We start from the raw sequence: 15092 nt of genomic DNA on the forward strand, positions 1-15092 counted from the left end.
AGCGCGCCACGTTCGGGACGTGGAGGTCGGAAGTTCGAGTCTTCTCACCCCGACTAAAGTAGGTTTTTCAGATTCGATAGTCTGTAAAACCTACTTTGATTTTTACCTGCAATTGAGTGTGTCTCAAATAGTTTCAATGGATTCTACACAAATTCGCTAATCCCATTTTTGAAACTGAAACACACATTACACTCAACAAACGCTCAACAATTCGTCCGAAATGTTGAGTAAAGATGTTGAGTAAAATCTTAGTCAAAGCGAATTGCCATAAAGACAAATAACAATGGCAAATTTCAAACTAAGATTAACCACCAACGGCCAAAATCGCAAAGGCCGTCTAATGGTAGAATGTACCCCGACCGATGGGGCAAACAAAGGCAAACGTGGCTATATCACCGTTGACGGCCTCACCAATCCAGCCTATGATAAATCAAGCTGGAATGAAAAACAAGGGCTGTTTATTGCAGGCGAGGACGCTCCGGCGAACAATCAGATAGTAAAATCTTTGCTGGAAACGCTCAACACAATCATTGAATCCTGCAATGTTGAAAGCGCAGCACAACTAAAAGAGCTATACACCAACGGGGTTCAGATTCAAGCAAAGAAACAAATCACACTGGGGGAATTTGTAGCTCATATAGTAATGGAAATGAAAGCGGCTGATGTTTCCTCTAATACTGAACTCTACAACACCCTCCACAACATATTGAAAGGCGAAAACCGAAAAGGCGCTTTCAAAAGCAAGATTGTGATGACATTTACCCCTGCTGTTTACAATGGTAAAACTCTGTATGACACTCCGCTCTCAGAGTTATCCAACGCTCATTTCGTAGCCTTTGGCCAATGGATTATTGCAGAGCATAAAGGATGTGGTTATAAAAACCTGATGACAACATTCAAAGCTGTTGTAAACAAAGCAAACGAACGTTTCGGGTATTCAATCAATCTAACATACAGATTCCGAAAATCAATGCCTAAGCCTATGGTCAAACCGACCTCAACAGCCAAAGAAAAGCTGTATGCGAAAGGCCAGCAAGTAACAATGCTGTCAAGCAGTGAACTTGAAGCTTTTGAGGATTTTGACGTATCAACGCTCATTACAAACGGCAATAAACGCAATATCCGGCTGGCACAACTCTACAAAGATTTAGTTCTACTCATGTACTATACTCTCGCACGGCCAGCCGATGTTATAAGTTGGAAAAATCGTGAACACTACGATGCCGAAACAAATCAGATAGTTTACAATCCTCACAAGCTACGCAATAGGCAATCCAACCGCTACGTCAACATTACCCTAAACAACAAGGCAAAAGCAATTGTAGACCGTTATAACGGCAAAAGTAAGGGTGGCTATATACTCCCTCTCCCGATGAATGAAACTTGTTGGGATATAACTAATCAGTTTCACGCTTGGGACACCAAAAAGAAAGGAACTGAAAGCCGCATAAATGCCTTTCTTAAAAAGGTTGCTGCTGTTTTAGGATTTACCGTAACCGACCTCTCGCTATATGATTTTCGCCATACGGCTATAACCCACGCTGTCAACGCAAAGGAATTGACTGCTTTTGAAATTGCGCAAAGGGCTGGAACGAGTGTTGAAATGATAGAAAAACATTATTATAACGGAATTGTAGCCTAAACACAATCCGCGAATTAATATTTGCTCTGGACTGCGAACGTCACATAGCCAATTATATACACCTCGGATATGGCTATGTGACGTTTTATTGCGTTGATTATGCCGGAGTTTCAACAAATTTCAGTAACTTTGCAGCGTCTTTCAAGAGTGAAAGGCAATTATAAATTGTAGGCGTTTAGCAATATCTTATTTCGGAAAACTGGACACTTTCACGACACTTGAAGATTTTGCGATATGCTTACGCTCTCGGTTGTATATTCCCAATATGCAATATCGGGGCGTGGGCTGTTGCTATCCGAAAGTGTCAGGCAGTCCAGAGCCTCCGAAATAGTTTAGCTAACAGTTTCCACGCCTTTTGTGCAACCATAACCGCCCGATTGGAAATTGTAAAGGCTAATGATATAATGGCTCTTATACAATGTTCCGAATGTAACAAAGAGATAAGCGATAAGGCTAAAAAATGTCCTTATTGTGGTTGTCCCAATCGTAAAAAGAAGCTATCACGAAAAGCCAAACGTATTATCATTATGATTCTTCTAATCATTTTGACAATCGCTGGTGTTTGGTATTATAATTATGAACAACGCCGAAGAGAGGAAGCTTTGAGGGAATTAGACGAATACATAGAAAGTTTGTCATATCCCCCTCGACCAGATAGTTATGAACAACTTAGTGCTATGATAATTGGCGACTCATTCTATAAACCAATATCACCTCAACATATGCAGGCATTGAGAATTGAATACACCAAATATCAAAGTATGGGTACGCCTTTCAAATCAACGCCTTTTTATTACGATTGGGATAGTTATAAAGGATTCTTCAGAAAATAGCAATAAACCCACAATGAATCAGCAAATCGTCATTGTGGGTTTGCTTTATCGGCGTATTAAAAACTTACTGCATATTTGAGGCTTTAACTATGCTTTTACCGACAATATAGGACAACACTTTCTCTGCCGATACATTCTGGCATACCTTATTTCTTCCGGTGCGCAGTAATATATCTTTCTTTTGGGCTTTCTTTAGTAGATTCTGATATTTGCTGGGGACAAAAGCATATGTAGAGCACTCTCCATATTTGTTTGAGATTTCTTTCAGCACACCTACTCCACATAGTTTGTCAATAGCCTTTACTACCGTGTTGGGCGAAAAATGGAATAGGCTGGCTATATAGTTCTGTTGAAGAGTAAACAACGGTTCTTCTTTTCTACTCTTATTTTTTAGTTTAACCCTAACGTCCATTGCCAACTTTAGTATAGTGTACTCTTGTGGTGTTAAAACTGAGCATAAAATATAATCGTTATCCATACCTGATCAATGTATGTGTTACTATTATATGATAGTAACCAATGACATAATGTTACTACTCTTTGATAGACTATATAATCCACCTAACAAAGTTAGGTGGTGTTGCTCAATCACCAAGCAACTTAGAGATTTTATACCGGTTAAACATATATCGTACACCGTGTTTCCGCGATGTCATTTCGCGGCTCAGATAGCCGTCAGTCACTAACAATGCCAAATAACGCCTTGCGGTCTGATACGATACTGACTGCAACTCTTTTGCGATTTCACGACTTGGGACCTGAAATGTGTAGCCAAAAGATTCAATCAGCATCTTGGCAAATATCTTTACTTTTTTATTTTCTGAAAATATCATTATTTCAATATAGGGGGCTATGTTTCCTTAACCCCTACGTCGAAGACTATGAAATGAAATCCTCAGAAGTTTGAATATATTGATAAAATATTTGGTCTTTATATGCGACAGCATGTTTTTGAGCTGTCCCAACTTCTGAACCAAATTTCAATACTACTTGCCAATAACAATATTTTGCCTTAAAAGTGAAACAACCACCGCATTTTGTTATCCGCGATACCAAAATTTCAGATTGATTTTGATTCATAAAAAAACAGATTGGGAAAAATTGGGCCGACTATACACACAGATAGCGAAACTATGATAACACCCACCCTGCCATTTTTATTTTTTAAAACATATTGCATTGTAAATGTGACGATTCTGCCGATGCGTACTCTTTTAATAATCACTAAATTCAACTTTCTTCACAGATTCTTTAGTTCAAAGAAAACACATAAATGTTGAGTATCTCTGTGTTAATCAATCTGTTTCACTTTCGTTAGAAATAAATTCAAAAAAATATTTACCTATCTCTCTAAAATTTTGCTTGATGACACTTGTATTTTTAGTTTCACTTTCTTACTTTTGCACCCACAAACAAGGCTCTTTGACTTGATTAAGATTCCTCAAATGTTGAGTGAAATTGTTGAGCAAAATTAAAGTGGCTCGCAAGATTATCTGAATCAAAGGAACTTACAAAGATATTTGTTCGGGGCTTCTCACCCCGACCCTTTGAGGGTTAAATCCCTGCAACTCTACAAGTTGCAGGGATTTTCCAGTTTTAGCCGGAACACAAACAGAACAGCGCCATAATTATTTATGTGCATTTAGATGATCGACCAAGGCTTGAAGTTTTGGCGCATCATAGGGGCTAAGTATTATCTCATCAAAATCTCCATAAATAGAGCGGGCTCCGAATACATACTTGAAAGCAATAGCTATTCTTTTGAAAATATTAGTCTCCCGTACAAGATGAACTTCCAGATAGGCCTCGTTGTCTCCGTTATTGTAGCCAATATAACATTGATGGGATACATCACCACATTTACATACCAACAAATCGGTATTGTCTTGGCGAATTGTAGATACATTTTCCATATTCACATCTGAATTTATAAAAGCCCACGGCATTACACCGTGGGCAGTGTCCGGCCTTGACGGACGTTGTCAAATTAAACAAGGCAATGTCAGAGACTGTCGGCAGCCCGACGGATGCGGTCTGACAAGTCACACAGAGCGCCCTTTAATTGAAGGGCTTCCTCCGTGGTAAAACCTCCGGAACCGCCATTACCATCTATACCGTCGAGTTTGTGGTACAGCCACGAACTCGACTTACCGAAATAAGTTCTTGCAATCTCGCGCCAGGAGATGGCTACGAGAATATCGGACATCTTTGCTTTTACGTCCGGAATGAGTGTTTTTGCTTGAATGACTGTTTCCATATCGTTTTATTTTTAGGCTTTCCCACTCATGGGAGAAATCGGTTTGTCAAGGGAGATCTGTCAGTTCGTCGACGAGTTGCTGAATGTAGTAGAGCAGCTGTGGATATCCGTTTGGGAAACTTTTTTGATAGTTACGGATGGCTCTTATCAGTTCCTCCTCTTTTTCTGTCAGTTTGATTGTTTCTTTCTCTCGTTGTCCCATTGTGATTACTTGTTTAATTTGACAACACAAAGCTACTACGAATTTTCGTATTAAACGAATATACAGACAAAAAAGATTACAAAAATTCGTATTTTTTGACTGAGAGTTAAAAGCGGCTCGACTAAGAAACTTTACCAAACTGCTATTTATTGGGGAATTAAAGTTAGGGGATGGATTGCGGAAACGTGTGAATTATCGTAACTTTGCGGAGGTGGAAATGCAGCTACATGCCCGGACCGGAATGCCGATGCCGAAGTATGCAGGTATCTTCAATGGCGCGGGCAAGCGTACACTCCACCATGCGACAAAGTGCATCACAAGGAATCTCTTTATATATGAAAAAGGTACTGCTATTAGGCTCGGGCGCCCTCAAGATAGGGCAGGCGGGCGAATTCGACTACTCCGGTTCCCAGGCCCTCAAGGCGCTGAGAGAAGAGGGTATTTCGAGCGTTCTCATCAATCCCAACATCGCAACGATCCAGACGTCAGAGGGCGTAGCCGACCAGGTGTATTTCCTGCCGATTACGCCCTATTTCGTAGAGGAAGTAATCAAGAAGGAGCGTCCGGACGGCATCCTCCTCGCCTTCGGAGGCCAGACGGCCCTCAACTGCGGCACGGAGCTGTATCTGAGCGGAGTGCTCGACAAGTACGGCGTGAAGGTGCTCGGCACATCTGTCGAGGCGATCATGATAACCGAGGACCGCGACCTTTTCGTGAAGAAACTCAAGGAGATTGACGTAAAGACGCCCGTCAGCGAGGCCGTGGAGAGCATCGATGATGCCAAGCGCGTGGCCCACGAAATAGGCTTCCCGGTGATGGTACGCTCGGGCTACGCCCTGGGCGGACTCGGCTCCGGCATCTGCACAAACGACGAGGAGTTTGCCCTCCACTGCGAGAGCGCGCTGGCCTACTCGCGCCAGATCCTTGTCGAGGAGTCGCTGAAGGGTTGGAAGGAGATCGAGTTTGAGGTGATACGCGACGCCAACGACCACTGCTTCACCGTAGTGCCGATGGAGAACTTCGATCCGCTGGGCATACACACCGGTGAGTCGATCGTGGTGGCCCCCATCGCGAGCCTCACCAAGGAGCAGATCAAGATGCTGGAGGATATCGCCATCCGCACGGTACGCCACATCGGCATCGTGGGTGAATGCAACATCCAGTATGCCTTCAACGCCGAGACCAACGACTACCGCATCATCGAGATCAACGCGCGCCTGTCGCGCTCGTCGGCCCTTGCCTCGAAGGCCTCGGGCTATCCGCTGGCATTCGTCGCCGCCAAGCTCGCGCTGGGCTACACGCTCGACCAGATCGGAGAGATGGGCACGCCCAACTCGGCCTACGTGGCCCCGAGCGTCGACTACATGATCGTGAAGATTCCGCGCTGGGACCTCACCAAATTTGTAGGCGTCGACCGCGAGATCGGCTCGTCGATGAAATCGGTGGGCGAGATCATGTCGATAGGCAAGTCATTCGAGGAGATCATCCAGAAAGGGCTGCGCATGATCGGCCAGGGTATGCACGGATTCGTGGGCAACAACGACATCCGCTTCGACGACCTGGAGAAGGCCCTCACCCACCCCACCGACATGCGTATCTTCGCCATCGCGCAGGCCCTCGAAGAGGGATGGACGGTGGAGCGCATAGCCGACCTGACGAAGATCGACCGGTGGTTCATCGACCGTCTGCACAACATCGTGAAATACAGCCACCTGCTGGCCAACTACAATAAGATCGAGGACCTCCCCAAGGATGTGCTCGCCGAAGCGAAGCGTCTCGGCTTCAGCGACTTCCAGATAGCGCGTCTCGTCGAGAACCCCGGCGGCACGATGGAGACCGAGGTGCTGCGCGTGCGCGCCCACCGCAAGAGCCTCGACGTGCTCCCCAAGGTGCGCCGCATCAACACCGTGGCATCGGAATATCCCGACCTCACCAACTACCTCTACGTGACATACGGGGCTGAGGAGCATGCCATACCCTACGACATGAACCCGGGCAACAACATAGTAGTGCTCGGCTCGGGAGCCTACCGCATAGGCAGCTCGGTGGAGTTCGACTGGTGCTCCGTTAATGCCGCCAACACGTGCCGCAAGCTCGGCTACCGCTCTATCATGATCAACTACAACCCCGAGACCGTGTCGACCGACTACGATATGTGCGACCGCCTCTACTTCGACGAGCTGTCGTTTGAGCGCGTGATGGACATCATCGACCTGGAGACACCGCGCGGAGTGATTGTGAGCGTAGGCGGCCAGATACCCAACAATCTGGCCATGAAGCTCTACCGCCGCCACGTGCCCATCCTCGGCACGTCGCCGGTGTCGATTGACCGCGCTGAAAACCGCCACAAGTTCTCGGCCATGCTCGACCAGCTCGGCATCGACCAGCCGCGATGGAAGGAGCTTACCACGCAGGACGACATCGACTCGTTTGTCGAGGAGGTGGGATTCCCCGTGCTCATCCGTCCGAGCTACGTTCTGTCGGGCGCCGCCATGAACGTATGCTACGACTACGAGCAGATGCACCGCTTCCTCGGACAGGCCGCCAAGGTGTCGAAGGAGTTCCCGGTGGTCATCTCGCAGTTCCTCCAGAACGCCAAGGAGATCGAATTCGACGCCGTGGCGCGCAACGGCGAGATCGTGGAGTATGCTATCTCGGAGCATATCGAGTTTGCCGGCGTGCATTCGGGCGATGCCACCCTCGTGTTCCCCGCGCAGAAGATCTACATGGCCACGGCGCGCCGCATCAAGCGCATCTCGGCCAAGATCGCCAAGGAGCTTAACATCTCCGGGCCCTTCAACATACAGTATCTGGCCAAGGACAACGACGTGAAGGTGATAGAATGCAACCTCCGCGCATCGCGCTCGTTCCCGTTCGTCAGCAAGGTGCTCAAAAAGAACTTCATCGAGACCGCCACGCGCATCATGCTCGGCGAGAAGGTGGAGAAGCAGGATTCGTCTACCTTCGACATCGACTACATCGGCGTGAAGGCCTCGCAGTTCTCCTTCGCACGCCTCCACAAGGCCGACCCCGTGCTCGGCGTCGACATGTCGTCGACCGGCGAGGTGGGATGCCTCGGCAAGGACTTCGACGAGGCGCTGCTCAACGCCATGCTCTCCGTGGGCCATCACGTTCCCAAGGGCGGAGTGCTCGTAAGCTCGGGCGACGTGCGCGGCAAGGTCGACATGCTCGATGCATGCCGTGCCCTGTTCGACAGCGGCTACAAGATCTACGCCACCGAAGGCACGGCGCGCTTCCTCAACAACAACGGCATAGCCACCCAGGCCGTGGGATGGCCCGACGAGAAGGCCACCAATTCCACCGAGAACGTGCTCGATCTCATTGCCTCCCACAAGGTGGACCTGGTGATCAACATCCCCAAGAACCATACCAAGCGCGAGCTTACCAACGGCTACCGCATACGCCGCTGGGCCATCGACCACAACATACCCCTGCTGACCAACGCACGTCTGGCCGGGGCATATGTCAAGGCGTTCATCAACCGCCCCATGGAGTCGATCTCCATCACTCCCTGGAAGGAATACTGATCGTCACCTCTGTGCCTGACCGCACGGGGAGTTAAGACGCACGGAATGCACGGAGACCACAGAGGCTGAATATTTCCTATGTGGTCTCTCTGCATATACTATCTCTGCGGATTATTTGTCTCCGTGACCTATGGGTCTGCTTTTTTTACACGTATGCGGTGAAAACGCCAAATTTTCACCGCAAATTTGCGTCGATTAACTCCGTTTTTCGACGCATGTCGGTATCCATCCGTAGGAATGCACCCATAAATTTTGTTAACGCATTTGTATTGATGTGAAATTGTCGTTATCTTGCGGAATAAACGATAAAATTCATCTCGGAGAGGCATGAAAAAGGTATTCTTTGCTATATTAACGCTTGTTTTCGCGCTCACGGAGGCAGGGGTGGTGACGAGGGTCGACGTGCGGGTCGACACGGCGCGACGGGTCATCGTGATTCCGGCGGTGGAGGGCGGCGCCGACGTGGCGGTGGCCGTCATCGACAAGCGGATAGGCAGGCCTGATACCTTGACTACCATAGCTTCCCAGCTCCTGCTCCAGAGCGACCTGCGCGGACACGTCGAGGACGCCGCATGGTATCTGCGCGCTCCGGGCCACGAGACGGCCCCCGCAGCCGACGCGCTGATGCTCACCCAGGGGTGGACGCGCTACGACATCCCCGCCGCCATCCGAGGCGAAATCGCCGACTCGCTCGCCTACCCAGTGGAGATCGGCGCGCAGCTCGACGGTGTGATCCGCTCAAAGTGGCGCGGCAAGCCGCTCGCCGGCGTCACCGCCAACGTCCTCGCCCCGCGCATGGCCGACGGCGCTTCCGCCACCACCGATTCCCTCGGCCGCTTCAGCATAAAAGGACTCGAATGGCCGGACTCGACCGTCTTAGTGGTCAGCGCAATGAACTCCAAAGGGAAATTGGAGGAGAACATTCATCCGGAATTCGACACCTTTCCGGCAATAGCCATAGTCCCCGAGGATGAATCATCCATTTCGACCATCCCGATACCGGCATCCGACGACGAGGGATGGGATGACTACGTGGCGCGGCTCAACGCATCGCCACAAGGGATGCAGATCACGCTGAAAGAAGTAGTGGTACGCGGCATGCGCAATTGCGATGCCACAAATGCCATCGACTTCCTCGCCTCAGTCTATATCCGCCCCGGCCAGGATGAGACCATCCGCACCTACGAGGATGCAGTCACCCACATCCCCGGAGTCAACGTGATCAACGATGGGATAATGTATCATCAAGCCCCGGTTATGATTTGGGTCGATGGACGTTACATAGGTTGCGCTCCCCCTGAAATGCAACGAATCAGTGCACGAGAACTCCGTCTGAACGTACAAATCCGCAAAAATCGGCAAAAATCAGGCATCCCAACAGGAATGCTTGAAACGCCACAAACAGGGACACCTATAAAACCCGAAGATAATTCATATGATGTAGGCCTATTCACCAACCAATTAAATGTATCGTTACTCGAAAGCATGTATCCATTCCTTGATAATGAATCCATATCATATTTTCCACCCCATCTATCTATGCTTTTTCCACAAGGCGCCCGCAGTGCCGCCACACCGTATATATACAGTGCCGGAATCCTTAATATCACAACCAAACATCCCGGCAAATTAAAACACACCCTCTCGCCCGAGTTCCATGCCGTGATGCCCCTCGGCTATCAGAAGCCACGGCAGTTTTACCGTGCGGCATATGCCGTCGACGGCGAAGCCGACGGACATAGCGGTGCTACGGTGGCATGGATTCCGTCAGCCGACTTGTCGGCTGAGACCGTGGCAGAAATCCCGTCCGGACGCACCGCATCCGACATGGCCATAACCGTTGAAGGCGTCACAACGTCCGGCAACACCATTTCCCTGAGCAAGTAAAAGTGTCAATTTGTAGGTATATTGTACATCAATCATAAACGATATTATCGTAAAGGCATGAAAAAGGCATTCTTTGCTATTATCGCGGGGATATTCGCAGCGGCGGAGGCCGGCGGGGCGGCGGTGACGCGAATCGAGTGCCGGGTCGACACGGCGCGCGGGGTCATAGTGATTCCGGCGGTGGAGGACGGGGCCGACGTGGCGGTGGCCGTCGTCGACAAGCGGATAGGCACGCCCGACACCTTGACCACCATAGCTTCCCAGCTCCTGCTCCAAAGCGACCTGCGCGGACACGTGGAGGACGCCGCATGGTACCTGCGCGCTCCCGTCCATGAGGCAGTTCCCGCCGCCGATGCCCTCATGCTCACCCAGGGGTGGACGCGCTACGACATCCCCGCAGCCATCCGTGGCGACATGGCCGACTCCCTCGCCTTCCCCATCGAGATCGGCGCCCAGCTCGACGGCGTGATCCGCTCAAAATGGCGCGGCAAACCATTGGCAGGAGTCACCGCCAACGTCCTCGCCCCGCGCATGGCCGACGGAGCTTCCGCCACCACCGATTCCCTCGGCCGCTTCAGCATAAAAGGGCTCGAATGGCCAGACTCGACCTACTTCGTAATCGGCGCAGTCAATAAAAAAGGCGTCTTTGAGGAAAACATCTATCCCGACTTCGACACCTATCCGGAAATCAGTCCTCTGCCCGTCTATGCATTGTCGACGTTTGTCGAATCAAAAGACATTGATGATGCCGACGGCTTCAAGGCTCGCCTCAGCCGCTCGCCACAAGGTATGCATGTCGCCCTACAGGAGGTTGTTGTGCGCGGCAAAAGCCACAGCCGGGGCGAAAACATAGTCGAACGCCTCGCCTACAAGACTGTCCGCCCCGGCGAGGACGAAAGCATCCAATCCTACGCCGATGCCGTGGCCAACGTCCCCGGTGTCGCTGTAATCGAGAATGTCCTGATGCACAATCGTCTCCCCGTAAGCATTTGGGTAGACGGTCGATACATCGGTTATTACACCGACTCCGATAAAGAGATGCGCGGCCTTATGGGTCGTAACAATTCCGGATGGATGAATAGCGGAAGCAGCAAAGCCATGCATTCACAAAGAGGTACGAATGTAGACACAAGATCACCCAATCGAACAATCGGATATAAAGGCATCGGTCTATATTCTGCAAACATGGCCAAGAGCGCGTTAAGCGGAGGCGGAATGGGTATATCATCCACATCATCCCCCTCTCACGAGAATCTCTCTTCCCACAACATGCTGTCGCATCACCGCGTGACACTGACCGACCTCGAGGCTATGTATCCATATCTCGACAACGCGTCGGTCTCCTACATTCCGCCCCATCTCTCGGTGCTTTTCCAGCCCGGAGGCGGCAACATCCTCGACAAAACGGGCGGCATCCTAAGCATCACCACCAAGAATCCCGGCAAGTTCCACCGCAAGCTCCCCATCGAATTCAAGCTGATAAAGCCCCTCGGCTACCAACCTCCTCACCAATTCTACCGGGCGGCATATGATGTCGAGGCCGACGGACAGAGCGGTGCTACCGTGGCATGGATTCCGTCAGCCGACCTGTCGGCTGAGACCGTGATACCGCTGCCGTCGGGACGCACCGCATCCGACATGGCCATAACCGTTGAAGGCGTCACAACGTCAGGCAACGCCATTTCCCTGAGCAAATAACATAATCACCGGTTTGCGCAAATCGCCCATCCGTAGGGATGCACCCCCGGTGCATCCGCAGCGATACATGGAGTTCTCGATGGGAAGCGGACACGGCGGTGTGTTGGCTTTCCCATGCTGCGCCACACCCATCCCGGGCTAACCGCGTCCCCTACCCCAGGTTCCGCTAACGCTACACCAGGGGCTAACCAGACCCTCGCCACTCCGTGGCTCCCTGAACCCACTGACCTCTGACCCAAATAGAAGGGGATAGCGGACAGGGAATCGGGGGATTTCGGATGCACCGGGGGTGCATCCCTACGACTGGATGATGCAGACACAACACAACAGGAGATGCAGACACGGTGAGACAAAATTATGTAGACATAGTACGACAGGAGGATGCAAACACGATGCGACAGGATGCGCGACAGAGGGATGCAGACACAAAGATCGACACAAATCATCATTGACATAGACTATGGGCATTGACGAAGCCACGGAGTGGCGAGGGTTTGGTTAGCCCTTGGTGTAGCGTTAGCGAAACCTGGGGGAAGGGGAGACATCGGCGCATGGCAGGCCGGGACGGCCATGGGACACCGCAGGCAATACACCATGGGCAGCTACCGCAGGCAAACAGCCACCAAGGCATCACATAGGCGTGCAGACGCACTAAATATTGTTAAGGAACTTGCAAAAATGTCAATTTGTAGGTATCTTGCACATCAATCATAAATGATATTATCGGAAAGGTATGAAAAAGGTAATTTGTGCTACAATTTCGTTTGTTTTCGCGCTAATGCCGGGATGGGCGGCGACGCAGACCGAGACAGCGACGCAGGCCGGGGTAACAGCGACCCGGGTCGGGGCGGTGACGCGGGTCGAGTGCAGGGTCGACACGGCGCGCGGGGTCATAGTGATTCCAGCGGTGGAGGGCGGAGCCGACGTGGCAGTGGCCGTCGTCGACAAGCGGATAGGCACACCCGATACCTTGACAACCATAGCTTCCCAACTGCTACTACAGAGCGACCTGCGCGGACACGTGGAGGACGCCGCATGGTATCTCCGCGCCCCCGCCCATGAGGCAGTTCCCGCCGCCGACGCGCTTATGCTCACTCAAGGGTGGACGCGCTACGACATCCCCGCAGCCATCCGTGGCGACATGGCCGACTCCCTCGCCTTCCCAATCGAAATCGGCGCGCAGCTCGACGGCGTGATCCGCTCAAAGTGGCGCGGCAAGCCGCTCGCCGGAGTCACCGCCAACGTCCTCGCCCCGCGCATGGCCGACGGAGCTTCCGCCACAACCGACTCCCTCGGACGCTTCTCCATCACCGGACTTGAATGGCCCGACTCGACATGGCTCGTGGTCAGCGCCATGAATGCAAAGGGCAAACTCGAAGAAAACATCCACCCCGATTTCGACTCATTCCCCGCCATCACTTCGCTCCCCGAGGACGAATCGTTTATCTCGACCCTCCCCGCTCCCGCCTCCGACGACGAGGGCTGGGATGACTATGTGGCGCGCCTCAACGCATCGCCCCAAGGGATGCAGATCACGTTGAAAGAAGTGGTGGTGCGCGGCATGCGCAATCGCGATGCCACCAACGCCATCGACTTCCTCGCCTCAGTCTACATCCGCCCCGGACAGGACGAGTCCATCCGCACCTACGAGGACGCCGTCACCCACATCCCCGGTGTCAACGTGATCAACGACCGCCTGATGTACCACACGAAACCTGTAGACGTATGGGTGGATGGACGCTATCTCGGATGTGCAACACCGGACGATAACGGCGGCGACAATGTGTGGTCGTCCGGCGCGACAAATCTATCGAATTATGCTGCAACCCTCGGAAGAATGGCATTGGACGACAGCGACATGTACGATACAGGACTCCTCACCAACAAACTAAGAATCGTAGACCTCGAGGAAATGTATCCGTTCCGTGACAACGAATCCATAGCTTTCTTCCCGCCATATCTCGCAATGTTTTTCAGCAAAGGTGCACTCCGTGAGGGAGCTACATATAGACATAGTGCCGGGGTATTAAACATCACCACCAAGAATCCCGGCAAATTAAAACACACCCTCTCGCCCGAGTTCCATGCGATAATGCCCCTCGGCTACCAGAAGCCCTGCCAATTCTATATCCATAAATATGACTTAAATAATAATTTCGAAGTCAATCAATCCGGAGCAATCATATATTGGATTCCATCTATTGACTTATCTCACGAAATTCAATTATCCTTACCGGCATTTATAAATTCGTCGGATATTTCAGTTTATATCGAAGGTTTAAAGTCCCATCAAATACTAATCGGTATGTAGCATTGCCAATGCTACATACCGATTAGTTGACGTAATACTAAATTGCATCAATCTTCACATTCCTTAGATGTCTCTTCGCATGATGTATCTGAAGAATCACATCCATTAGTTTCCATACATGCATTATTGGTAGTGTCAGGACATGCGATTACTGTAAGATTCGGCTTTTCGCATCCATCGGCATTTGTAATAACACAATTGCGATATGTTTCCACGCACAGTTTTTCTTCCGTCAGTGCACATACATCTTTCTTGGTAGCAACGCAAGGAATGTCTACAGTCTGTTCTCCACAATTTTGCGTCAGACATTCGACCTGTTGGGTTATATATTGACAATATTCAGTTTCAATACAGTCACTCCCAGTTTGAAAACAATCATTCCCGGTCTCACAATTTCCATAAGTCATGGGACAGTTACGGAAAGATTGACATGCACCGGCTTTTGTGTGACATGCGGCAAATGTAACATTGCAATTATACGTTGCATCACAATAGTCCGTTTCTCTACACAAGCTGGTATGACCACATTTAAAGGTCTGATCGATTGTACCTTGATTTTGTAAGGTCTCTGAATTAGACTCACCTACCGACTTGGGCGAGAGGTTGAGATCTGATGACTTGATTTTCTTTTTCATATAGCGTTGTTTTAGCAGTTATGCCAATTAAACATTTCGAGCGCGGAGTTTGTTTTGATTTTATTCAATTTAACAATAA

The 15092-nt window shown here is 50.4% G+C and carries 11 protein-coding genes; 6 read left to right on the plus strand and 5 right to left on the minus strand.

The window, feature by feature from the left end; translation table 11 throughout:
- Nucleotides 1–283: 283 nt before the first annotated feature.
- A complete protein-coding gene (locus QZ303_RS06610; RefSeq protein ID WP_295730852.1) occupies nt 284–1642 on the plus strand; it encodes a hypothetical protein in 1359 nt (452 codons plus the stop codon).
- A 377-nt stretch (nt 1643–2019) separates the two neighbouring features.
- On the plus strand, nt 2020–2475 hold the full coding sequence (locus QZ303_RS06615; RefSeq protein WP_295730855.1) for a hypothetical protein: 456 nt from the start codon (nt 2020–2022) through the stop codon (nt 2473–2475).
- Between the two features lie 64 nt (nt 2476–2539).
- Here QZ303_RS06615 and QZ303_RS06620 read toward each other — a convergent pair whose 3' ends face one another.
- The 4 genes from QZ303_RS06620 to QZ303_RS06635 form a co-directional block, all read right to left on the minus strand.
- The gene (locus tag QZ303_RS06620; RefSeq protein WP_295730857.1) at nt 2540–2953 is read right to left on the minus strand and encodes a hypothetical protein; all 414 of its coding nucleotides are present in this window, start codon (nt 2951–2953) and stop codon (nt 2540–2542) included.
- Between the two features lie 1150 nt (nt 2954–4103).
- Nucleotides 4104–4388 carry a hypothetical protein gene (locus QZ303_RS06625; protein WP_295730859.1) on the minus strand — a complete coding sequence of 95 codons (285 nt, stop codon included), beginning with the start codon at nt 4386–4388 and terminating at the stop codon, nt 4104–4106.
- Nucleotides 4389–4477: 89 nt separating this feature from the next.
- Entirely contained in the window at nt 4478–4732 is a 255-nt protein-coding gene (locus QZ303_RS06630; protein ID WP_295730861.1) for a DUF5053 domain-containing protein, read from the minus strand.
- 46 nt (nt 4733–4778) lie between these two features.
- Nucleotides 4779–4934 (minus strand): hypothetical protein, encoded by a 156-nt coding sequence (locus tag QZ303_RS06635; protein ID WP_295730863.1) that lies wholly within the window; start codon nt 4932–4934, stop codon nt 4779–4781.
- Between the two features lie 323 nt (nt 4935–5257).
- Here QZ303_RS06635 and carB point away from each other — a divergent pair, with 323 nt between their 5' ends.
- From carB to QZ303_RS06655, 4 genes are all read left to right on the plus strand, one after another.
- Complete coding sequence (carB, locus tag QZ303_RS06640) at nt 5258–8482, plus strand: carbamoyl-phosphate synthase (glutamine-hydrolyzing) large subunit (protein ID WP_295730926.1); 3225 nt, start codon at nt 5258–5260, stop codon at nt 8480–8482.
- 327 nt (nt 8483–8809) lie between these two features.
- Entirely contained in the window at nt 8810–10369 is a 1560-nt protein-coding gene (locus QZ303_RS06645) for a hypothetical protein (protein ID WP_295730865.1), read from the plus strand.
- A 57-nt stretch (nt 10370–10426) separates the two neighbouring features.
- Nucleotides 10427–12067, plus strand: a complete 1641-nt coding sequence (locus tag QZ303_RS06650) for a hypothetical protein (protein WP_295730867.1) — start codon at nt 10427–10429, stop codon at nt 12065–12067.
- A gap of 733 nt (nt 12068–12800) precedes the next feature.
- A complete protein-coding gene (locus QZ303_RS06655; RefSeq protein ID WP_295730869.1) occupies nt 12801–14378 on the plus strand; it encodes a carboxypeptidase-like regulatory domain-containing protein in 1578 nt (525 codons plus the stop codon).
- 47 nt (nt 14379–14425) lie between these two features.
- On the opposite strand, the gene QZ303_RS06660 is transcribed toward QZ303_RS06655, so the two are convergent.
- On the minus strand, nt 14426–15013 hold the full coding sequence (locus tag QZ303_RS06660) for a hypothetical protein (RefSeq protein WP_295730872.1): 588 nt from the start codon (nt 15011–15013) through the stop codon (nt 14426–14428).
- Nucleotides 15014–15092: the final 79 nt, after the last annotated feature.

Origin of the sequence: uncultured Muribaculum sp., assembly GCF_910583865.1 — a bacterium.
Classification (GTDB): domain Bacteria; phylum Bacteroidota; class Bacteroidia; order Bacteroidales; family Muribaculaceae; genus Muribaculum.